The 22,766-nt window shown below is 68.4% G+C and carries 16 protein-coding genes, 1 tRNA gene, 1 pseudogene and 1 CRISPR repeat array; of the genes and pseudogenes, 2 read left to right on the top strand and 16 right to left on the bottom strand.

Translation table 11 applies throughout. The features are described from left to right. Positions 1-37: 37 nt before the first annotated feature. Positions 38-1,230: direct repeats of the CRISPR family, unit length 36 nt; unit sequence GCCTCAATGGAGCCCGGCCTTGAAGGCCGGGAAGAC. A gap of 168 nt (positions 1,231-1,398) precedes the next feature. From cas2 to nadD, 11 genes are all read right to left on the bottom strand, one after another. After that, positions 1,399-1,689: a CRISPR-associated endonuclease Cas2 gene (cas2, locus tag DRB06_RS12340; RefSeq protein ID WP_108968010.1), complete on the bottom strand. Its 291-nt coding sequence runs from the start codon at positions 1,687-1,689 to the stop codon at positions 1,399-1,401. Next, a complete protein-coding gene (cas1, locus tag DRB06_RS12335; protein WP_220093029.1) occupies positions 1,686-3,371 on the bottom strand; it encodes a CRISPR-associated endonuclease Cas1 in 1,686 nt (561 codons plus the stop codon). Before cas1 ends, cas2 begins: the two co-directional genes overlap by 4 nt. Further along, a complete protein-coding gene (locus DRB06_RS12330; RefSeq protein ID WP_111820105.1) occupies positions 3,368-4,291 on the bottom strand; it encodes a hypothetical protein in 924 nt (307 codons plus the stop codon). The genes cas1 and DRB06_RS12330 overlap by 4 nt, the downstream gene beginning before the upstream one ends. Continuing rightward, entirely contained in the window at positions 4,288-7,326 is a 3,039-nt protein-coding gene (cas3u, locus tag DRB06_RS12325; RefSeq protein WP_111820104.1) for a type I-U CRISPR-associated helicase/endonuclease Cas3, read from the bottom strand. The genes DRB06_RS12330 and cas3u overlap by 4 nt, the downstream gene beginning before the upstream one ends. Further along, on the bottom strand, positions 7,323-8,747 hold the full coding sequence (csb2, locus tag DRB06_RS12320; RefSeq protein ID WP_111820103.1) for a type I-U CRISPR-associated protein Csb2: 1,425 nt from the start codon (positions 8,745-8,747) through the stop codon (positions 7,323-7,325). Before csb2 ends, cas3u begins: the two co-directional genes overlap by 4 nt. Position 8,748: 1 nt before the next feature. Then, complete coding sequence (gene cas7u, locus DRB06_RS12315) at positions 8,749-9,909, bottom strand: type I-U CRISPR-associated RAMP protein Csb1/Cas7u (protein ID WP_111820102.1); 1,161 nt, start codon at positions 9,907-9,909, stop codon at positions 8,749-8,751. Positions 9,910-10,638: 729 nt separating this feature from the next. Continuing rightward, positions 10,639-10,711, bottom strand: a tRNA-Ala gene (locus DRB06_RS12310). A 168-nt stretch (positions 10,712-10,879) separates the two neighbouring features. After that, positions 10,880-11,494: a histidine phosphatase family protein gene (locus DRB06_RS12305; RefSeq protein WP_111820101.1), complete on the bottom strand. Its 615-nt coding sequence runs from the start codon at positions 11,492-11,494 to the stop codon at positions 10,880-10,882. A gap of 1 nt (position 11,495) precedes the next feature. Further along, positions 11,496-11,876, bottom strand: a complete 381-nt coding sequence (rsfS, locus tag DRB06_RS12300; RefSeq protein WP_111820100.1) for a ribosome silencing factor — start codon at positions 11,874-11,876, stop codon at positions 11,496-11,498. Between the two features lie 141 nt (positions 11,877-12,017). Then, positions 12,018-13,595: a hypothetical protein gene (locus tag DRB06_RS12295; RefSeq protein WP_111820099.1), complete on the bottom strand. Its 1,578-nt coding sequence runs from the start codon at positions 13,593-13,595 to the stop codon at positions 12,018-12,020. Further along, entirely contained in the window at positions 13,588-14,268 is a 681-nt protein-coding gene (gene nadD / locus DRB06_RS12290; RefSeq protein WP_073330869.1) for a nicotinate-nucleotide adenylyltransferase, read from the bottom strand. Before nadD ends, DRB06_RS12295 begins: the two co-directional genes overlap by 8 nt. A gap of 359 nt (positions 14,269-14,627) precedes the next feature. On the opposite strand from nadD, the gene DRB06_RS12285 reads away from it, so the two are divergent. Further along, positions 14,628-15,938 carry an anaerobic C4-dicarboxylate transporter family protein gene (locus tag DRB06_RS12285; RefSeq protein WP_073330872.1) on the top strand — a complete coding sequence of 437 codons (1,311 nt, stop codon included), beginning with the start codon at positions 14,628-14,630 and terminating at the stop codon, positions 15,936-15,938. 30 nt (positions 15,939-15,968) lie between these two features. Here the strand turns inward: DRB06_RS12285 and DRB06_RS12280 are convergent, their stop codons facing one another. From DRB06_RS12280 to miaB, 5 genes are all read right to left on the bottom strand, one after another. Then, on the bottom strand, positions 15,969-17,048 hold the full coding sequence (locus DRB06_RS12280) for a sensor histidine kinase KdpD (protein WP_111820098.1): 1,080 nt from the start codon (positions 17,046-17,048) through the stop codon (positions 15,969-15,971). 60 nt (positions 17,049-17,108) lie between these two features. Further along, positions 17,109-17,777, bottom strand: coding sequence for a response regulator transcription factor (locus DRB06_RS12275; protein ID WP_073330876.1), 669 nt, complete (start codon positions 17,775-17,777; stop codon positions 17,109-17,111). 97 nt (positions 17,778-17,874) lie between these two features. Continuing rightward, positions 17,875-18,933, bottom strand: a complete 1,059-nt coding sequence (locus DRB06_RS12270; RefSeq protein ID WP_073331392.1) for an adenylate/guanylate cyclase domain-containing protein — start codon at positions 18,931-18,933, stop codon at positions 17,875-17,877. 140 nt (positions 18,934-19,073) lie between these two features. Continuing rightward, positions 19,074-20,018: a biotin--[acetyl-CoA-carboxylase] ligase gene (locus DRB06_RS12265; RefSeq protein ID WP_111820097.1), complete on the bottom strand. Its 945-nt coding sequence runs from the start codon at positions 20,016-20,018 to the stop codon at positions 19,074-19,076. Positions 20,019-20,731: 713 nt separating this feature from the next. Further along, positions 20,732-22,381, bottom strand: coding sequence for a tRNA (N6-isopentenyl adenosine(37)-C2)-methylthiotransferase MiaB (miaB, locus tag DRB06_RS12260; protein ID WP_111820096.1), 1,650 nt, complete (start codon positions 22,379-22,381; stop codon positions 20,732-20,734). A 165-nt stretch (positions 22,382-22,546) separates the two neighbouring features. On the opposite strand from miaB, the pseudogene DRB06_RS12255 reads away from it, so the two are divergent. Further along, positions 22,547-22,766 (top strand): annotated as a pseudogene (locus DRB06_RS12255) (ABC transporter ATP-binding protein); the annotation flags it as partial.

The raw sequence follows: 22,766 nt of genomic DNA, 5'->3' as shown, positions 1-22,766 counted from the left end.
GACTGGGGGCAGGTGCGCCGGCGCGCCCCCGGAATCTGCCTCAATGGAGCCCGGCCTTGAAGGCCGGGAAGACTAGCGGAGTATCCCGACGCCATGGCGGCCACGCTCGGCCTCAATGGAGCCCGGCCTTGAAGGCCGGGAAGACGCGCTGCGGCCCTGCGCCCACATCGCAAACAGGTCAACGCCTCAATGGAGCCCGGCCTTGAAGGCCGGGAAGACGTGCGAGCGGCCCAAATCGCTCGCGTAAGGGCCCTAGCCTCAATGGAGCCCGGCCTTGAAGGCCGGGAAGACGCACCGCCTGCCCCTCCTCCGGCAGCGAGCTGATATCGCCTCAATGGAGCCCGGCCTTGAAGGCCGGGAAGACTGAGATCTCCAAGCTGATCGACCGCCTCCAGAACGAGCCTCAATGGAGCCCGGCCTTGAAGGCCGGGAAGACGGTGCGCACCGAGATCCTGCGGGCCGGCGACAGGCTGCCTCAATGGAGCCCGGCCTTGAAGGCCGGGAAGACATATAGTTGGGGGTGTCAGCCAGCCACAGCCCCAAGGCCTCAATGGAGCCCGGCCTTGAAGGCCGGGAAGACTGTCGAACGTCGGGGCGCTGGCCGATGCGGTCGGAGCCTCAATGGAGCCCGGCCTTGAAGGCCGGGAAGACCGCCATTTTGCTTATGGTGGTGATGCATCGCTGGGGTGCCTCAATGGAGCCCGGCCTTGAAGGCCGGGAAGACGGGCGTGACGGCGTTATGGTTCGCTTGGATAAAATCGCCTCAATGGAGCCCGGCCTTGAAGGCCGGGAAGACCTGAAGGCCGATTGCCGGTCTCAACCGTACCGGTATGCCTCAATGGAGCCCGGCCTTGAAGGCCGGGAAGACCTGCACAAACTCTGCTAACGAGGTAGCCCCCATGAGCCTCAATGGAGCCCGGCCTTGAAGGCCGGGAAGACGCAGCTCGGTTGCCGCCGCTACCGGCATGGTCACGGTGCCTCAATGGAGCCCGGCCTTGAAGGCCGGGAAGACCGGTAATCAGGCGACGGTCGGCACCGCCGACCCAACGCCTCAATGGAGCCCGGCCTTGAAGGCCGGGAAGACGGGTGTGGACGCGCTCCACTCTCTCTAAGTCGCTGCTAGCCTCAATGGAGCCCGGCCTTGAAGGCCGGGAAGACTCATGAATGGGCAGACCATCATCGGCTCAGAGTTCCGCCTCAATGGAGCCCGGCCTTGAAGGCCGGGAAGACAGCTCGCAGAATACGCCGCGGCACGTCAACGATTCAACGCGGTCTCGCGAGCGCTGGCTCAGAAACGCCAGATCCGATCGCGCCCCATCGAGCGTCAACCACCAGAAAACCCCGCCATACCGCGAATTCGAGCGCTCCCCAGGAATCCGACCGGCACCCGAGCGCTCGCTAGACAACCTGCGCCTCCCGCGTAGGCAACCCCCGGCGACGCCCAACGAACGTGAAGCGATCCTCGCCGATCTCACCCAGATCCACAATCACCACCGAATCCTCATCCAGGTTCATGATCCTCTCACCGTCGGCGCGCAGGTGGACAAGCTCGCTGCGGGTCAGGTCGCAGATGAATACAGAGTACTGCAGCCGCTCACCGTTGGCCTCCATCAGTTTGCAGATGCGACGCAGCCGCCCCGGCTTGCGGATGTCGTAAGCAATGAGGTACCTGCGTCGGTTCGTCCTCATCGGGTCACCATCGCCGTGTACTCGTCCAACTCCCCCAGCATGACCGCACCCAGCACCCGGGCCTGGATGTCCATGACTCGGCGGTAGCTGGCCTTGTAACCGAACTGCGGATGAGTGATCTCCTGGTCCAGTCGGCGTTCGTATGCTCTGAGTACAGCCTTGCGGCCGCTCGTCTCGAGCATGCAGCCGCCGGCACGACTGCGGAAGTCGCGTGGACCCACCTCACCATTGTTCAGCACCTGCAATACGACGCTCTCGGCTATCAGCGGCCGGAATTCCTCCGCCAGGTCCAAGGCCAGGGCCGGACGACCGAACCGCGGCCTGTGGAACATTCCGTAGTACGGGTCGAAGCCGATACCCGAAAGCGTCACCGTCAGGTCCTTCACGAGCAGTGTGTAGCAGAAGGACAGCAGCGCGTTGAGTGGGTCCTTAGGTGGTCGACGCGTGCGCCCGTTCTCCTGGAAATCGCTGACATCCACACGCGAGCCCTTCCCGACCATCGCCGGAAAACTCGCGAAGTACAGGCGTGCAGCCGTCCCCTCAATGCCGAGCAGTTGCTGCGGAGAGTCTGCCTGCCTTGCTTGGATGGCGAGTTCCTTGAGCTGGTCACCAACACGCCCCAGCTCAGCACGCGCGTTGCGACGCAGCATCGTGCGACTGTTGCGGATCTTCCCGGAGATCATCCGGCGCGCGATCTCAAGCTGCTGCTCCTCGGAGGCGCGGAACTGTGCGATCCGCAGGTCTACGTTCTTGCCCGGCAGCCCCTCGGCCATGCCGGAGAACCAGCCTCCATAGCTGAACCACAATACCGGAATATCGCGGGAAAGCAGCGCCCTGACACCTTGTGCCGATACCGTCACGTTCCCGAACACGCACACCTGACTGACATCTATCAGCCGATAGCTCGCCTGCAGCTCGCCGGAGGATCGGACTTCGAGGCGGTCGCTGCGTACCCCCACCGTGGCGCCTTGCAACGTCACGTACACCGGGCGCCCTTCCAGCACCGGCGCCATTAGACGCTTCAATGGACGTCGCTGCCTTGGTGGCGTTTTTAGCGCCTCCAGCTCGTCGGGCAGGCAGATGCCCACCAGGGAGCAGCGGGCGCACTTCGGGCTGTCACGCAGCGGCGGAGGCGCGACCGGATCGGAGGCCACCCGCCATGCGCGCGCTACGGTATCCGTGATCTCCTGCATTGCCGCATCGTCCACGGCTATGTGCACTCGCTGTCGGGTCTCGGCGTACCAGATCTCGGCCCGCTCGACGGCGTAGCCCTCCTCGCGAAGCAGCAGCGCTTGGACCAGGGACTGCATCCGGTCGCTGGACCAGGCGCGACCATCTCGATTCGGATGTCCCTTCTTGTAGTCAACCGGAACGACGGTGCCGTCCCCGCCATCCTCCACCAGGTCCAGTCGGGTGGCCAGGCCGAGCCTCGGTGAGGACAGCGACACGGATCTGGCGACCCGGCCGTCCCACGCCTCGGACTTGTCAGGCAGATCCCCGGTCTCCCGGTCGACGACGCGATGCAGGTACAGGCCCTCCTCGACGTCGTCGCTGGTGGCGAACTGCTGCTGCACCCATTCCAGATGGAACAAGCGGGGGCAGTACACGAACTCATTCAGCATGCGCGCGGGGACTGTCTCCGGCAGGCCCGGCAGGTCCGGTCTGATGATGTCGACGCTCATGACACCGGCACCAATACGCCCGCTGATTTACCGCCGGCTGCCTGACGGCGCTGCGCGCAGCAGACATGGAAGATCCCGAGCAGGCGGAGTGCGGCGGCGTCCGGTGTCTTCGTCTCCCCTTTGCCCTCGAGAACCGGATGCTCAACAAGCGCCTTTATCGCCGCCGGACCGAGCGGTTCCTGCCAGAGTGGCAACCGCAGTGCCTGCCGCCGACGCTCGGCAGTGTGCCAGCCGCTGGTACGGGGTTGCCTTCCAGCGGCCGTGGTGGTCCACAGCGGGTAGGACATGAGCGCGAGCCACGTCGCTCCGGGCACGCCGCGCATCTCCGCCTTGCCCCGGCCGTCCTCGCCACTGTCCCAGTTGGCGCGATGATCCAGGTACTCACCGGTTACACCCGGCACCCTGCGCCACCCGACGAGGGCCTGACGCAGATATTCGGGATTGGACTGAACCAGCCGCAGGGGCTTGTCCAGCATGGTTGCCATGGATTGCTTGCCAGCGGGGGCGGTGAACTGGCTGATCGCGCCACGTCCCTGGGCGTCGGCGACGAGGTCCGTCACCAGGCTGGCGAGCCACTTCTGCACCACGGGCGGAACGGGAGGATCGCCGCCGAACCGTTCGTACAACTGTCCCTGTTTGAGTCGCAGTTTGTCGGGTGCTTCCCCAGGCGGTGGAAACTCCGGTGGTCCCCCGGGCACCACTACGTCCGCAGGGAGCTCCTGGACGATCTCCGCCAGTTCCTCGGCGACGGCGTCGACCGATGGCAGCTTCGAATGCAGCACCGGTGCCCGATCCGCAGGATCCCAGGACAGCCGAGCGCCTTCATCGACGAAGTCATGGATCAACCGGAGCGTGCCGATCGCAGCAAGAATGGCCAGCGGCGATTCACCGACCAGCGCGGGCAGTTTGACTTGGTTCATGATCCCTCCGAGGAAATGGTCATGTCGGCGCAGCGCACCACTGCCTCCAGCAGTGCCAAGCCCCACCGGCCGTAACGGTCATTGAGCCGGGCGAATCGATCCGCGTCGGTCAGATGCAGCCCAACTGGTAGGGGCACATCGACGGCGACCTCACCAATCGCCGCGCGTAGAACGCCATCTCCCCGGTCGTCAACGGGCGGCAGGAAGGGCCGGGCATGACCGTGGTGGCTGGCGATAAGGTGCTGGAGCAGCTCGGCGTCACCCGGATACGACTCCGCGAGCCCCTCCAGATGAGCCGTTACGATCGCCTCTGACCAGGCCTCGTGCCGGGCGCCGCGAGGCAGGCCGCTGAGGCGTCGGGCGCGTCGATGCCGGTCCCGGTCTCCGGGCGGCATGCCGGACTTCGCCAGCGGCTCCCGGGCGAGTTCGGCGGCGATCCGGCTGCCGTCGAACAGCATTGCCTGGAAGCGCAGGTCCACCTTGCCCAGGTCGTGCCAACGGGCCGCGTCAACGACGACGTGCCGCAGTTCGTCCGGCAACCCCAGGTTGGTGGCGATCTGCTCGGCGCGCTCGCCCACAGCCGCCAGATGCTGCGCGAGAGTCACACGCTGGTTGAGGGCGGAGCTGTCCGCCACATCCGACTCATCGACCGCGCGCCAGGCGGGTGCAGTCGTCGTGTGGTCGGCATCCGCGACGTTCGCATGATCCCCATTGGTACCAACGCCTCGCCAGTCGTCTGCGCGAACGACTCCGCGAAGCACCGGGATCGGCTCCTCCTGCCTGCGGTCGGAAGGCCGACGTTTTCTGTTCTTACGTCTTTGATCGACGTTGGAGGAGACAAATGCATCGTCGCTCAACAGCGCCTTTTTCAAGTACGCCATATCGTCCGGCGTCCATGGCTCTTCCGGATCGCCTTCTTGGGATTCCAGCCACGTACGCGCCGCCCCATGAAGACGATCCTGATAGGTCTGGCGATCCTCCGGATCCACCGCATTGCGCCAGTCGGCCACCAGGCCGCTCAGCCCCTCCATGGGCTGCAGCCCCAGTCGGCTCCCCGGGTCGGAATCCAGACGCAACATTGGTTGCCCACGTCTAAGGGAGGCCAGTTCGGAAACGTCCTTGACGGTCTCCTTACTGGAGGGGTTCCAGCCGAAGCGGTCCAGGCCGCCGTACTCGCACGGGGCGATAATCGTGTCTCCCGGCCGCAGGTCAGGAGCCGATACCGGCTCCCACCAACCGTCGGCCCGGCGACGCAGCACCTGCCGGTCGCTGTCGTCGTCTCTGAAGGGAATGTCATCGAAGTCGTCGTAGTCGTCGACGTCTGCAAGACCTTCCGACTTGCCCTCTTGCAGCCAGGCGCGTGCTGCCACGAACGACACCTCCACGCACTCCTCGCTCCGTAGCGGGATGGCATCCGCGACAGACCCGGCGTACGACAGCAGTTCCAACGTGTCCTCGCCGTCCGCCCCCTCGTTGCGCCGCACCAGCCCGGCCCGCCAGGCGATGGTGACAGGAGGGGTGGACTTGTCGATTCCGTGCAGGTAGGGGTCGACCGGCGGATCATTGGTCGGCGCCGGGTTTGTCCTCGCCCACGCATCCAGATGAGCGGGCAGCAGCAGCGGCAGCAGGGGCCGTGGTGCGCTCAGCCCATCGGGCACCTCCAGGTGGCGCAGCGCCAACGGCGACACGTCCAGCCCATCCTGCGCGACCTCGCGAAGGAAGTCGGCCGTGGCCACCTTGGCGGGACCGTATACGGGGGGCTTCTTGGCACCGTCCTCCAGCACCGTGATGGAGGCCGACTCGCGGTCACCCCGCCGGTTGACCCGGCCGAAGCGCTGTACCAGGGCGTCCCAAGAGGCGGTCTCGGTGACCATATCCGTGGCATCGAGGTCGATGCCGACCTCAATGGTCTGGGTGGCCACCAGAACCGCCTTGTGCGTACCCGGTTTCCGGTCGGCGCCGAACAGCTCGGTGACCCGCGCGGCGATCCCCTCGCGGTCTAGTGGGCGCGAACGTCCCATGAGCAGCAGTACCTCGACGCCATCCAGCCTCGTTCTTCCGGTGGTCAGCGCCTCATACACTTCCCGGGCGCGAGCCACCGTATTGCACACCACCAGCACCCGGTCACCCTCGGACTCATTGGGGGATTCATCGGGTTTTTCGGGCTCTTTGAGGAGGTCCCGTACCCGGGCAGCCATCTCCTTGACGATCTTCTTCTCCGTGGAGTCGACGAGCGTAAGGCGCTTATACGCGGTCAGCCTCTGCTTGGCGGTCTTATTCCGCAGATGCGAGTCCTCATCGAATGAGGCCTCCCAGGCATCGGAGTTCTTCTCGGGCCTCTCCGCGCTGGTTGCGCTCAGGTGGATGACCGAGCTCTCCGGCAGTCCCAACTGGTGGGTCGCGTCCGCCTCATGGGCGGAGGCCAGCGAGGTGGTGAAGGCCTGGGCCAGGTGGGCCTCGTCGATCATAATGACGGAGTCGGTGCCCACCAGTGCGGCGTCGATGGGTCGTCGCCCACGTGTGACCCCGTAACCGCGGAAGAACAGGCGACTGCCCACCTGGTCGACGGTGCCGGTGATGATGGCGGGCAGGTCGGGACGCGGCAGCCAGGCGGCATCCCAGGTCGCTCCGCCGCGCATCTTCACCACCCGCAGCGCGCGGTCCTCATCCGCAGACCCTGCCAAGTCACGCAGTCTCCGAGCCACCTCGAAGCGGACCTCGCCCTCGGTCGCCCCCTCCAGGGCGTCCGCAACGTGCCGCCCATGAGCCTCGGCCTGGTCGACCACGATGCGGCGGTCCACCACCAGGAAGATGCGACGCCGCCCCAGGCCAGCGGGAGCGTCGCCTCCGGCACTGAGTGCCAGGAGGAACACGGCCACATCCAGCATGGAGGTCTTGCCCAGCCCGGTGGGTACGTCCACGACCGCGGGCCAAGTGCCCTGTTCCACGGCCTGCTCGACCACGGCGGACTGCCAGGGGAACGGGTCATGCCCATGTACTTCCCGCATGAACTTCGCGAAATCGGTGGCCTTCATCGCCGCTCCTCCTCATACTCGGGAGCGAACAGCCCGACGCCGAAGTAGCGTCCCGCACCGGCCAGGACCGGCCCGCGCACGGGACGGTCGAAGGTCACGCGCGCATGCGTGTACAGGCGCCCCTGACACCGCTTGGGCAACTCCTGCGGTCTCAGCCGCACGGCCCCGTCCATCAGCGGTTCCTTGCTCACTTCAACTTCACGCGGCTCCGGCAGGCCGGCGTTGACGAAGGACTCGGCAACCACCGCGGCAAGGTCGCCGTGCTTCGGGTAGCGGTCCAGCACCAGGGGCGTGGCCGTTGCCCACGTCCGCGCGGGGTCCGTCCAGCGCTCGACGGTGGAAGTGAAGGGCCGCGTCTCATCCGGCGCGTACCGGAGCCGAAAACTCTGTTTGAATCCGTTTACGCGCAGCACGACCTCCCCTTCTGGGTCCTCTCCGAGAATGCCCCGCAGAATGCGTAGACGTTCATCATGCTCCAGCCCGGGAATGGCCACGGCCAGGGCCATGAGTTGCCCGTCGGCGTGCTCGTTGCCCACGAAGGGCAGCCCGAGGTAGGCCACATGCGGCAGTCCGGGGGTGCCGTGGCCGTGCAGTGCGGGAGGCAGTGGGTCCTCCGTCTGCCCCATGACCTTGCGGCGCAGGGCCTCGGTGAAAATGGGGACCAGATGGCCGGAGGGACGCAGCTCCTCGAATCTGAGTATGACCAGATCCGGGTAGGGGGAATCGAAGTCGTCCATGACAGGGGTCTCCTCACTGATCTCGTCGCTAGCCTCTACCGCCCCGACATCACGGTAGAAGCGGCGCGCACGCGGACCGGCGGCCTGCCATGCGGGCTGCTTGTCCTGGTACAGGGCGTTGAGCTCATCGAGGTAGCCGGGGTAGGGCACGCGGATACTCAAGGGGCCAGGCCCCGCAGTCGGCTCATAGGTGGTCAGGCCCGGCAGCGGCGAAGGATCGTCCACCCGGCTGAAGGCGAGTGTTGCCGACGACGTCGAGCGACCGAGGTACGGCACCCGCCGGGCGAGGTGGTCCAGTTCGGCTACGACGCCGTCGGACAGCATCCCGTCATCCGGCCAGTCGAACTGAACGCGGACGTCCTCGGGCAGGCTACTGATGCGCTGCCGGAATCCGCTGGTGCGTGCGGGGTGGGTCTGATGCCCGCCCTTATTGGCGCGTACGTTTGTTACGACGTATCCCCGGGTGCGCCGCTCACCCACCGAGGTGGTGGGGGACGCATGGATCAGCGGCGGCGCCAGGCACTCCAGTTCGGCGAGCGGTTCCAGTTCCTCCTCGCCGGCGACGGACCGCAGGGCTGCAAAGACCCGGGCCGGGTGGGGAGGCCATTCCGCCAGTCGCGGGTCCTCCCCTCCCCCGGCGTCGTAGCGCTCGCTCAGGAGCGTAATGTCCAAACGGAGGGTCATGTCACTCCCCCGTGGACTCGGCCTTGGTCAGGCTGAATTCGATCGCCTTAGCCAGGGATTCGTTGGGCTTCAGCTCCACGGTCTCCAGGTGCAGCGGCACTCCGGCGTCCAGGGCCGCCTGCAGTGCGTCCTCGTACAACTGGACCGCCGCGCTCGGGGACAGCGTGAATGACTCCGCGACGCCGCCGCGGCCGACCCACTCCAACTGCTCGGTCTGCATCACCAGGTCGCAGCCGCTGCGCAGCCACAGGCCGGCGTCGCCGAAGGCGAGACGGTCACCCAGGAGCCCGAATGCGACGAGCAGTGCTCGGGCAGCCTGGACGGCGGCAGGCTCCAGGGAGCCGAAGCCGAGACGCCGGGTCGCGGTAAGGCTGAGGACGGCGGTGCGAGTCGCCTCGCTGATGGTCACGCCGCCATGGGCGACGTCTGGGGCGATATTGCCATGTCCGATCTCGCTGAGCTTGGCGTCCTCCTTCTTCGCCTTCACGGCAGAGTAGGACCACTCATCACCTTCGCCACTACGGGATCCGGTGAGGTTCGCCGGGTCCATGCGCCCGGCCTTGCGCTTACCCTCCTCCGGGTCCCAACCAACGATCTCGCTGGCGTACAGGCGCGGGAACTTGGCCTGCCGCCCCTTGCGGTGGGAGTTCCAACCGCCGTAGACGAGCGTAGCGGGGTCATAGGTCAGCAGCGCGGTAGCATCCGCCAGCGACGCAGCCAGGATCGCCTTGCCGATCTCGGTACGATCGAACTTGGCGCCATCGAGCTCGCAGTCACGCCAGTAGGCGTCGAAGGCCCGGTGCGGTGCCTCCAAACCGATGAGCTCAAAGCTCGCCGCGCCTCCGTGCCTCATCCGCAGCATGGGCATGCGCACCGCACCCTGACGCCAGGCCCTCGCCTCGGCCTCCTCACAGCGGTTGGCCTGGGCCGGCACCTGGTCCAATACCACCGCCTCACGAACCTCACCATCGCAGCGCCGCTGCTCCCGGAGATAGCGGTCCTTGTCCTTGGCAGCGCTCCTTGCTATGGGGAAGGTGGGCGGATACACGCGCGTACCCGGCCCGCCGCTGGGCTGGTAGGTGGCTTCCATGCGGATCGCGGCCCACTCCGGGTCCCCGAGCTTGCTCCGCAGGGCGTCCAGCGTAAGTTCAGTCGTCATCATTGTCTCCTAAATCAGTTGCGGTGACTGTGGCTGTGATCAGGGGCGAGCTGTCGCGGTCCACGATCGTGAGCGTAAGCCGTCCTTGGGCAAGGCAAGCGATCCTTGAGCGACTGATTTTCCCGTAGCGCATGCGCCGACCGGCGGCACCGGCCGGCAGCCCGCATACGCGTCACGGACCGTCGCTTCAGGATCTCTCCGGAACTCTCCCTGTTCACGACCAACATGCTGTCAGGCGCCTCCGACACGAATCGGGCGGCCTTAGCGTTATCGGGGTGAGCATGCTGCTTAAAATCAGGGCTTTAGTTGGCGTGGTGCGGGAAAGTCGAGGCGTTCACGGTCCGGCTGGTCAATCCAGCGGCTGCGCTCGCCATCCGCGGAGTGGAAGAGCCGGCCGAGGACTGAGCTCACGGCCTCCGTGAGCACGGCTCTGCCCGATGTGTCAGCCCCCGCCACGCGGCCCGGTGGCCAGGCCACGCCCCAGGCGCGGCGGAAAACACACACCGCACGGCGGAACGCCGCACTCACGCCGATAATCCAGTACGCCGCAGTCGTCGCGGCGGCAGGAAAATGTCCAGAATCGGCACGAACGGGCTCGCGGCGCGCGGGCGCGCCGGAAGGAACCTTGGAATCATGCGGATCTGCAACCGACCCGACGGAGCGGCGGCGTCGTTCATGCCGAATTCGGACATTCGCGCCGACGATCCGGGCCTGAAGGAGGCGAAACCTGGGTGGAGCTAGGGGGATTCGAACCCCCGACCTCTTCCATGCCATGGAAGCGCGCTACCAACTGCGCCATAGCCCCTTACGGGTCTCGCCCTCGCGGGCGACGTCCAAACTCTACGGAGTCAGACGGTCCTCGAGCAAATCAAAAACGCGTGCCGTGCCTCACCCGCCAGTGCACGCCGGCATCACTCACCGGCCGACAGCGACTCGCCGGTGGGCGCACCCCGCCCGTGCGCACCCGCACCGCTCACCGCACGTTCCACTCGGCGAGCGTCCACCCGGGCACTCGCTCCCCCGGTACAACGACCCCGTGGCGGCAGTTGTCCAGGCCGCGCAGCCCGAACCAGGCGGAGGGGTCGAGCCCCAACAGGTGGGTGATGCCCAGCGTGATCGCCGAGCCGTGGGAGACGACCACCACGGTCTGGTCGTCGTCGGCCCGCGGAGTCTCCTCCAGAATGCGTTCCAGCGTGCCCCCCACGCGCAGCGACACCGCCTGTCGGGTCTCCACCCCGACGTCGGCCGGGTCCTCACCCCGCTTCCAGGCGGCATAGGCCTCGGGCCACTGGCTCTCCATCTCGACGCGTGAGAGTCCCTCCCAGCGTCCGAAGGAGCGCTCCAGCAGGCCCTCATCCAGTTCGATATCGATGCCGGCCAGGTCGGCCAGCGCACGCGCCGTCTCCTGGGCACGAGACAGCGGGGAGGAAACGATCCGCACCGGCTCCAGCGCGGCGAGTCCAGAGGCGGCGGAGCGCGCCTGCTCGCGGCCGATCGCGTTCAAGGGAATGTCGACGCGCCCCTGCACGCGCGCATGGGCGTTGTAGTCGGTCTGGCCGTGCCGCCACAGGATGAGTCTGGTAGACATCTCAGGCCTGGGCCGGTTCCGAGGCGAATTCGGGCAGAGGCACCAGCGGGCAGTCCTTCCACAGGCGCTCGAGCCCGTAGTACTCACGGTCCTCGGCCTGCAGCACGTGCACGACGACGTCGGCGTAGTCCAGGAGCACCCAGCGGGCCTCCTCGAGCCCCTCCCGCGATCGCGCCTTGACGCCCGCCTTGAACATGGCCTCCTCGACGGCGTCGACGATGGCACGCGCCTGGCGCTCGTTGGCGGCGGACACGATCAGGAAGATGTCGGCGAAAGGCAGACGCTCGGATACGTCAATGGCGACGGCGCTGTCCGCCTTCTTCTCGGTGGCGGCGCGGGCCGCGACGACGGCCAGCTCGACGGCGTGTTCAGTAGCGGGCACGGGGCTCCTTCTCCGGCTGAGACATCGGTGTTGGCCCACCACTCTACGGGCCGACTCGCGGCATGAAGCACGCAGGCGGCCTAGTGTGGCCAAGCCGACGTCCGCAGCAGAGCGCGGTACCGGCGAGTTGGTTGCGCCGGGCTAGACGAGCAGATGCGTCCAAGTATCGAGCACCTGCGGCAGCGAGCCGATGATGCCGTTGTGGCGCAGGAACCACACCACGGCGAGCACAACCAGCGCGATCACCACGGCCAGCAGCACGATCAGCAGCGTGCGTCCCGCACGCGAACCGCCCTCGGCCTGGGCGTACGTCGGCGCCGAGCTCGCCTCGGCCGGTGCCTGCACCGCTTGGCGCCGCGTCGACTCCGCCTCGGCCAGCGCCGGGGCCGTGGTCGCGGCGGTTTCGGTCCTGGCCTGGTCCGCGGCCTCGGAGCCGGCCGCGTCCGCGTCGGTCAGCGAGCGCCACTGCGGGTTGTCGATGCCACCATAAACCTCGACGTCCTCGGCTTCGTCCTCGCGGTCCTCGCCCGCGGCGTCCTGGGAGACCTGCAGCGCCGCGTCCGGCTGAATCACCGGCTGGACGGTGCTGAGCTCCCCGGTGTCGGTGTCCACCGTGCGCACACCCTGGGCGGCGGCGGGAATGCGGACGATCGGGCGGCGGGTCGGCACCTTCGGCTCTTCGTCCTCCACGGCGGGCTTTTCGTCCTCCGCGACGGGCTCGGCGGCTTGGTCGTCGGCGGACTGGTCGTCTGCGGTCTGGTCGGACTCTTCCGCGACGTGCCGGTGCCGCAGGGAGCGGCGCGTGGGGATGGGGGCCGCCGTATCCGGCTGCACGTCCACGATCGGGGCGTCAACCGCCTCAAGGACCCCGGTCGGCAGGCTGGCGATCTCTTCCTTCTGCGCGTCGGTCAGGGCGGTGTCGGCCGCCTGCGGGGAGGGAGCGCCGGGCACACCCGTCACCGGCCAGGCGCCCGCGGATGCAGCCGTTCCTTCGACGGCCGGAGCCTCCACGGCTGCGGGCTCCTCAGCGGGGGTCTGCGCCGGGGTCGGGGCCGACGGCGACGCGGCCCGGCCGAACGACTCGGCCTGCGCGGGGGACGCGGCTTTGGATTCCGCCGGTACCTCAGCCTTGCGGACAACCTCAGAATCTGCCTCGTAGCCGGCGTCGGCGCCGACTTCCTTCACCTCCGGCGCGCCGGCCTTCGACTCGGCCGCCTCCGGCACCCCGGCATGCTCCGGCGCGCTGACCTCCGGCTCAGCAGAGGCAGGCTCCGACTCGGCGGCCACCTCGGCTTCTGCCTCCGTAGGCTCCCCGGACGCGGCCTCCTCAGGCTCCGCCGACTCGGCCGGGCTCTCGGCGGTGGCGGGAGTCGGCATCGCCGCCTGCTCGGCAGGAACGGCGTCGGCGGGCGTCGCGGCGACGGCGTGCTGCCCGGTGGCCTCGTGCGCAGGCACACTGATGACGGGCTGGTCGGCCAACGGATCCTGGAGGGCGCGGGCCTGCTCGGGAGTGATCTCCCCGGCTTCAAGCGCCTGCTGCAGCGCCTCCGCCTCCTCACGCAGGCGCCGCATCTCCCGGCGAGTGAGCAGCGGCTGCTGCCCGGTCAGCATCGCCTCACGCTCGGCGGCGCGCTCCGCCTCCCGGATGGCACGACGGCTGCGACGCGGGGCAGCCCCCGAGCCGGACTCGGACTGGTTGACGTCGGTGTTCTCACTCACCTTCGCTCTCCTTCCTCAGGGACTGCTCGCGCGCTACGTGGGCGGTCATCGACGTCGTCGACGCCGACCGCTCGGCCACGCGGTAAAGACCATATTTGCGGATGTACTGGACGACGCCGTCGGGCACCAAATACCAAACGGGACCGCCGTGGCTGACCCGCTCGCGGCAGTCGGTGGAGGAAATAGCCATTGCAGGCACCTCCACCAGAGAGATCTTGTCCGCGGGCAGACCCGTGTCCGTGAGCACGTGACCGGGCCGCGTCACCCCCACCATGTGCGCCAGGGAGAGGATCTCCTCGTTGTCCTTCCAGGTCAGGATCTGGGCGAGGGCGTCGGCACCGGTGATGAAGTACAACTCGGCGCCCGGGTACTCCGCCATGATGTCGTGAAGCGTGTCGATGGTGTAGGTGGTGCCACCCCGGTCAATGTCCACCCGAGAGACCGTGAAGCGCGGGTTCGATGCGGTCGCGATTACCGTCATCAGATAGCGGTGCTCGGCCGGAGAGACGCGCCGGTCCTTTTTAAACGGCTGCGCCCAAGTGGGCACGAAGATGACCTCGTCCAGTTTGAAGACGTCCTGTACCTCAGAGGCCGCCACGAGGTGGCCGTGGTGGATCGGGTCGAAGGTGCCGCCCATAATGCCGATGCGCAGGGGACGCGCGCTGCCGCTCACAGGCACCTCACTAAGGTGTCGGTCTCCACGCACACTCCTCCGGTTCGTTCCGCACGCCGAATGCGCGCGGGCGCCTACATACTGCCACGTTGGGACCAGCATGGCCGATTCTCACACGCGGAGCGCCACTGTTATCAGGCCAACGACAACCAAAAGCTGACACATCCGAGCACTCAAAACTCGCACACGGCAAACCGAGTATGGCTACGATCACATCAGGCTGTCGTCATCCTCCTACCGCTTCTCCCAACGACACCTGACTGAGTCCCTGCCAGGCCAGCACCGGTGAAGACAACGCAGGCGTTGCGCGGAAAGCCGGCCGACGGCAGCTCTGGCCCCCACCCCGAAAGGAGACCACGATGATCTGGTTCCATCTGGCCGTCGTCTTACTGTTCATAATCATCGGTGCCCGCATGGGCGGTGTCGGCATCGGTCTGGCCGGCGGCGCCGGCATCCTGGTGCTGGTACTGACCGGCGTGCACACCTCCACCGATGACGCCCCCTGGGAGGTCATCGGCATCATCATGTCGGTGATCTGCACGGTTGCGGCGCTGCAACTCGCCGGAGCCATGGACCACCTGGTCCACCTCACCGAGGTGCTACTGCGCAAGCACCCCAAGCAGATCGTGTTCCTCGCACCGATCGTCACCTACCTGATGTCGTTGCTGTGCGGTACCGGGCACACCGCCTACTCCGTCATTCCCGTCATCGTGGATGTGGCCAAGGGGCACGGCATCCGCCCGTCGCGGCCACTGTCCATCGCCGTGGTCGCCTCGCAGGTGGGCGTGGCCGCCTCCCCCATCTCCGCGGCCATGGTGGCCCTCGTCGTCGCCCTGGAGCCGATCAACATCGGCTACCTGCAGTGCCTCGCCATCGTCATTCCCACCACCTTCATCGGCTGCATGGTCGGCGCCGTCGTCGCCTACTTCCAGGGCAGCGAGCTGGAGGACGACCCGGTCTACATCGAGCGGAAGGCCAAGGGCCTGGTCAAGCCCTCCACCGCCGCGGCCTCCGACTACCAGGCCGCCCCCAGCGCGGTGCCCAGCCTGTTCATCTTCCTGGGTGCCCTCATCGCGGTGGTCGCCTACGCCACCATCTCCTCCCCCGAACTAAACATCATGTCCGACCCGCCGATGGGCTCCACCCCGGCGATCATGACCATCATGCTGGCCACCGCCGCGATCATCTGCACCGCCGCGAAGAAGCCGACCACCCAGATCGCCTCCCAGGACACGTTCCGCGCCGGCATGACCGCCGCCGTGTGCATCCTCGGTCTGGCCTGGCTGGGCAACGCCTTCGTCAACCAGTATGAGGAGACCATCTCCAACGCCCTGTCCGGCCCGTTCCAGGCGGCCCCCTGGCTGGTGGCGGTGTTCTTCTACTTCGCCGCGCCGCTGATGTTCTCCCACGCCGCCACCACCCGCGCGTTCATGCCGCTCATGGTGGCGCTCGGCCTGCCCGGGACGGCGCTGGTGGCCTCCTACCCGGCGGTGGCGAACTACTACCTGCTGCCCAATTACCCGACGACGGTCGCCGCCATGGAGATGGATGACACCGGCTCCACGCGCGTCGGCAAGATGGTGCTCAACCACCCCTTCGTGCTGCCGGGCACCGCATCCATCATCGTGTGCGTGGCCCTGGGCTTCCTCATCGCCCCGTTCATCCTCTGACCACGCCGCCCGGGGCGCGCAGGAATGGGCTCAGAGTCGCCGCCTACGGCCCACGCTCACCAGCGCGCCCCGGGGCAGCACATTGTTGGGGTCCAGGGACTTGGGCACGGCATTGAGCAGGATCGAGAAGACGGCGGGCTTGCGCTGGGACAGTTCGATGCGCCCGCCGTCGGCCTCCACCAGGTCCTTGGCCAGCGCGAGCCCCACGCCAGTGGAGCCGTGCCCGGAGACGTTGCGTTCGAACACATTCGGGGCAATGTCCTCGGCCACGCCCTCACCCTCGTCGGCGACGTCGATGAAGACGCCGTGCCCACCATTGGCGCTGCGCACGTTCACACTGGTGGTGCCGTCGCCGTAGCGCAGCGAGTTCTCAATGACGGTGGCCAGCACCTGTGCCAGCGACCCGGGCGTGGCCAGCACCGGCATGCCGACCTCGTCGGTGAAGGTGATCTCGCGTCCCGCCTCGTGGAATGCCGGCTCCCACTCCTCGCGCTGCTGGTCGAACAGGTCCTTCAGGTGCAGCGCCTCGGTGGTGCCGCCGCCGGCGCGCCGGGAAATGCGCAGCAGATCCTCCACCACACCAGCGAGCCGGTCCACCTGCTCAATACAGGCACGGGCCTCCTCGCGCACCTCCTCCTGCGTGGACAGCAGCTCAATCTCCTCCAGACGCAGGCTCAGTGACGTCAGGGGCGTGCGCAGCTGGTGGGAGGCGTCGGAGGCGAACTGGCGTTCGGCGGCGATACGACCGGCCACGCGCTCGGCACTGCGCACCAGCTCGGCCTGCACCAGGTCGATCTCCTCGATGCCGGACGAACGCAGCCGCGGGCGCACCTGCCCGGATCCGAGCTGCTCGGCCTCGGCCGCCAGGTAGATCAGGGGGGCGCTGATGCGCCGCGACGCCCTGGCCGCGACGATGTAGGCGGCCACCAGCGCCACCGCTGCCAGACCGACCGTGGTCAGTACCACGACCATGATGACCCGCAGGTGGTCTTCACCGTCGGAGGAGGCTCGGGGGGCGACGGCGATCCAGGCTCCGCCCAACGGCACCCCCAGGAGGAGGACGGCGACGGAGACCGCCGCCATGGTCATCTGCATCGCTCGGCGTTGCATTGTCCCTGCCTTCACAGACGGTCGCTTTGAGTTGTGGTCGGTTCCGGATCCGGCGTTCGGTCAGACCGCCAAACGGTATCCGGCACCGTCGGCCACGAGCAGTGCCGGGGCATCGGCGTCGTCACCCAGCTTGCGGCGCAGCCAGGTGATGTGCATGGCCAGCGTGTGCTCGGTGCCGGTCGGGTCCTCGCCCCAGACCTCCTTGAGGATGTCCTCGGTGGGCAGCACCTGGCCGCCGCCGCGCACCAGCACGCGCAGCAGCTCGAACTCCCGCGTGGTCAACTGGAGCTCATCCCCGCCGACGAAGGCGCGGTGGGCGGCGATGTCCACACGAATGTTCCCGGCGACCAGCTCCTCCTCGATCGCCTCCCCGGAGGCACGCCGCACCTGGGCCCGCACGCGGGCGAGCAGCTCGGCCAGGCGGAAGGGCTTGGTCACATAGTCGTCCGCGCCGGCGTCGAGGCCAACCACCAGGTCGGTGTCCTCGCTGCGGGCGGTGAGCATGAGGATGGGGATGGTCAGTCCCTGGGCGCGAACCTGCCGGGCCACGTCCAGGCCGTCGATGTCGGGCAGGCCGAGGTCGAGGACGATGATGTCCGCCCCGTCCAGGTCTTCGAGGGCGCCCTTGCCGGTGCCGTGAGCGTGGACCTCATAGCCCTCACGGCCGAAAGCGCGGGCGAGCGGCTCGGAGATGGCGGGGTCGTCCTCAACGAGAAGCACAGTCGTCATGCGCAGGATCGTATGCGACCAAGGCGGCAGGCGTCATCCTCCCCGCGCAGGAGGTGTCCCGCCTCAGGACGGGGCGAATACCCGGGATCGGTGGGCCTCAGGCCAGGGCGAGCGCCCACGGGGTGACGTTGCCCAATCCCTTGGCAACCACCTCGTGGCAGGGGTGAACCGTGTACTTGTGGGCGTCCGGGCCGTTGAGAATGTCCATGGCGGTGGCCTCATCCATGCGGATGCCACCGGGCTCGGCGGTGTCCACCAGCCGGGAGGCGAGGTTCACAGGCGGACCGAAGACGTCCCCGGAGCGGGAGACGACCCGTCCCTGCACCAGGCTGGCGCGCACCCGCATCATCTCCGGGCCCGACTGGAGCTCATCGACGAGCGCGGTGACGACGTCGGCCGCCGTGGTCAGATCGTCGGCGATGTACATGACCGCATCCCCGATGGTCTTGACCACACGGGCGCCGCGGGAAGTGACCACGTCGCGGGCGGTGGACTCGAAGTCGTCGAGCATCTCCGAGAGCTCCAGCCTGCCCATGGTCTGGGCGCGCTGGGTGAAGGAGACGATGTCCACAAAGCCCAGGGAGCGGATCAGCGGGTAGAAGTCGGGTCCGGCGTCCTCCCGGCCCCGGCGGGAGACCTCCGAGTCGGTGCGGTCCAGCAGCGACGCCAGGTGCCGGCGCCACACGTAGATCAACTGCTGGGACAGGGAGTCGATCATCTCGTCAATGTGGTCCAGGGCCACCAGCCGCGCGGCAGTGTCGTCCAGGTGCAGGCGCTGGGAGATGTCGGCGACGAGGGTTTCCAATTGCCAGAGCACCAGCCGGTCCATGGTGAAGGACTGAGCGCGCAACAGTTCCAGGACGCTACTGGCGGCGAGCCCGCCCCCGGGCGCGTGCGCGGACGGCAGGCCGTCGTCGGTCTCGTCGATCAGGTCTGCGATGGTGCGCAGGGCTACGGCGTCCTGATCGGTGAAGCAGATTTCGTCGGGGTCGACGTCGGCGAAGCCCATGGCGCGCCAGAAGCGGCGGGCCAGATCCATCCCGGTGCCGGCGCGGTCGGCGATCTGCCGCAGGCTCAGGCTGGGGGTCCCCTGCAGTAGCCGCTGCTCGTGACCGCGAACCGTGGCCCAGGCGTCGTCGGCCGGGGCGCCCGCTATGGATGCGGCCTCGCCGGGATCGGAGTCCCCGGCGGGGGTGCTCGGGCCGGGCGTCTGCTGATGGGTCACCGCGCAAGAGTAGCGCACATCACACGCACGCGATCAATCGTTAGAGCAAACAGAAGGATTCGAAACTCCGGTCAGGCACCGCCGGCTCGGCCGGCCTCGCCGTCGCTCACATCCGCCGCACGCACGCCCGTCACCTCCCCCGCGGTGACGACGACGCGGCGCGCAGCGGTGCCGTCGCCCACCTGCAGGACCAGGCCGGGGGCGAGGTCGACGGCGGTGCCGGTGATGGTCTCCGCGGGACCGGTGACGCGCACGCTCTGTCCGAGGGTGGCGCAGGCGCCGCGCAATTGCGTCCCCAGCGCGCCCGCGCCGGCGTCCGGGTCGCCGTTGCTCGCCTCCCAGTCGGCGAGCAACTCCGCCAGGTGGCGTCCGCAGTCCTCCAAGACCGCCGCGGCCGCGGGTGCGGGGGCGCCGAGTGAGGTCAGGGAGGCGGCCCAGGGCACCGGCAGCTGCGCGGCGGGCTGGGCGAGGTTGATGCCGATGCCGACGACGACGGCGGGTGCCTCGCCCCGGCGGGCCGGGGCGGCGGAGTCGGAGGCCTCGCTGCCACCGGGCGCGCCGATCAATTCCGTGAGGATGCCGGCGACCTTGCGGCTGCTCCCCCAGCCCGGCACCTCCGCGGGCGCCAACGCCGCAGGGGTGGGCACGGCGACGACGTCGTTGGGCCACTTGGTGGCCACGCTCCAGCCGGTCGATTCCAGGCGGGGGGCGAGGGCGCGGGCGACGGCGAGGCCGGCCAGCAGCGGAAGCCAGGCCAGGCTGGCGGCGGGCACTAGCGGCCGCACCACGATCGAGGCGGTCAGTGCACCGGTGGGCGGCGTGGTCCAGGTGTGGTCGGCGCGGCCACGGCCAGCGGTCTGGGCGACGGCCCGCAGGGCGGACAGGTGGGGCCAGGCGGCGGCCGCGGCGGGGTCGAGGGCGCCGTCGGGGCCGGTCAGCGCCAGCCGCAGGTCGGTGTTGGTCGAGCCGGTGCGCTCCACCACCACGAGCCGGCTGAACGGGGAGCAGGCGGTCATGCCACCAGCCTATGCGAGCACCGAGGTCGGTTGAAGGTACGGCCGAGGTGGTGGTGTCAGGGGGTGGTTTGAGCGCCGGTGTTGGGGCCGGTCGTCGGTGTGATTGGTGCGCCCACTCGGCGGCCGAGGCGCCTGGCCCAGTGATGTTGTTCGAGTCCCTGTGGTGAGTCTGCACACTCCAGAAGTGAGCGCCGCGACAGAATCCGCGGAATTGTGCGGATTTGACCTGCGGCTCTAGTGTCATGACAGTGCTCCAGTGTGCAACGAGGGCCTCGTTGCACACTGGAGCGATGTCACCGGAATCGGGCCGAGAAACCACTTCCGCGTATTTCCAGGGGAAAACGGCGGTCAGCCGAGTCTGCTCGGATCACCCTTGCGTGCAGACCGGCGCTAGTGCGCAGACACGCTCCGCCACCAACCTCGCCGCCGACGTGCCGCGCCCGACCACATGGAGTGCTACCCACCTCAGCACGCAACTACTACCGACCTGGCCGGGCCACCCACGGACGCTCCCGCACCACGCAGCCCAACCCCCTACGGCGTGGCCGACCACACCCCATGGACTTACCCGTCTAGGGCGGTCCAAGTAGAGCTTCGCGGTCCAACGCGCCAACCGCTGACCCGAGCACACCAGCCGCCACCCGCCAGCCCACCACACCCCCAAACACGAAGGGCCACTTCGTGCCGAGGTCCTTCTACGGCCCAGCCGGCAGTCAGGCGCCGACGCGGATGGTGGGCATGCCGATGGCCACGGGCGCAGCATCCGGCTCGGGCGCAGTGTGCGCCTCGCGGCGGCGCCGCTCCCAGGCATCCCCGGCCCGGGTGCGCCGCACCTCGAACAGGGCGGGGCCGCCGTCCAGCCAGATGCGGTCCCCGGCGCCTCGGCCCTCACCGTCCACGGCCGCCCCGTCGGGCACGGTGCCGCAGCGGGCGGAGTCGGCAATCAGGTTGTGGGGGGCGCCGTGGGTGACGCGGACGGTGAGCATGTCGCCGGGCCGCGGGGCGCCGCCGGCGTAGTCGTCCGCAGCCAGTCCGGCCGGCAGGGCGGCGTGCACCAGGCGGTTGTCGTCGGCGCGTCCGGAGACGCGCGCCGTGGCCTGGTCGCGGCGCCCCTCCCCCTCGGCCACGAGGATCTCGACGACGCGGCCCTCCTGGCGCTCGTTCTCCTCCTGGGTGATGCGGCGCACCAGTTCGTCCAGTCGGGCGTAGCGCTCCTTGACCACCTCGATCGGCACCTGGTCGGGCATGCCTGCGGCCGGGGTGCCCGGGCGCGGAGAGAACTCGAAGGTGAAGGCGGAGGCGAAGCGGGCCTGTTCGACGACGTCGAGGGTGGCCTGAAAATCCGCCTCGGTCTCGCCGGGGAAGCCGACGATCAGGTCGGTGGTGATGGCCGCCTCGGGCATCCGCTCGCGCACGCGCTCGAGAATGTTCAAGAACCGCTTGGTGCGGTAGGAGCGGCGCATGGCCCGCAGGATCCGGTCCGACCCGGACTGCAACGGCATGTGCAGGCTGGGCATGACCGTCGGCGTGTCAGCCATGGCGTCGATGACGTCATCGGTGAAGGCGGCGGGGTGGGGACTGGTGAAACGCACCCGCTCAATGCCCTCCACGGCGCCGGCAGCGCGCAACAGGCCGGCGAAGGCGCCGCGTTCACCGAAGCCGACACCGTAGGAGTTGACGTTCTGACCCAGCAGGGTGACCTCGATGGCCCCCTGGGCGGCCACGGCCTCCACCTCCGCCAGCACGTCCCCGGGGCGCCGGTCGCGCTGCTTGCCGCGCAGGGAGGGCACGATGCAGAAGGTGCAGGTGTTGTTGCAGCCCACCGCGATGGACACCCAGGCGGCGTAGGCGGACTCGCGCCGGGTGGGCAGGGTGGACGGGAAGACCTTCAGGGACTCCTCGATCTCCACGGCCGCCTCGCGGTTGTGGCGGGCGCGCTCCAGCAGGGCGGGCAGTACATCGATGTTGTGGGTGCCGAAGACGACGTCGACCCACGGCGCCCGCTCCACGATCCCCTCCCCCATTTGCTGGGCCAGGCAGCCGGCGACGGCGATCTGCATACCGGGGCGCTCCCGCTTGACGGCGGCGAGCTGCCCGAGGTTGCCGAACAGGCGGGTGGCAGCGTTCTCCCGCACCGAGCAGGTGTTGATGATCACCACGTCGGCGCCGCCGTCGCCGGCGGCGGTGGCGCGAGCGGCCGCCTCGGGCACGTCCTCGGCACGGCGATATCCGGCCTGTTCCAGCAGGCCGGCCATGTGCTCGGAATCGTGGACGTTCATCTGGCAGCCGAGCGTGCGCACGTGGTAAGTGCGCAGGTCGTCGCCGGCGCGGGCGGCGGTGGCGGGAACATCAAGCATGGTCATCGTGCGCAGTCTAGAAGCCGCGGCGCCCACCGCAGAACCAGGCCGCCCCGGGCCTGCGCCTCGGGCCCCAGCCGTGAGATTTGTAATACCAGCGCACAGCGCCTGTTACAGGTTGGAAACATGGCCGGACCATTCCCGACACGGTCGCGGTATGTCATGAGCCGCATGAGTACCTCCCCGTCGCCCGCGCCCAACCGCCCCGCCGACGCCGGCCCCGCCGACGCACTCATCACGGATGCCGCGCCGACCGCCGCGGGCGGGAACGACGTGCTCGTCGAACTCGTCGGCGTCAACAAGCACTTCGGCGACCTGCACGTGCTCAAGGACATCAACCTGTCGGTCACCCGGCAGGAGGTCGTGGTGGTGCTCGGCCCCTCCGGCTCCG

It is taken from the genome of Actinomyces sp. Z5 (assembly GCF_003287795.1).
Taxonomy (GTDB): Bacteria; Actinomycetota; Actinomycetes; order Actinomycetales; family Actinomycetaceae; genus Actinomyces; species Actinomyces glycerinitolerans.
Note: the sequence above shows the minus strand (reverse complement) of the source record. Positions and strands in the feature narration are given on the sequence as shown.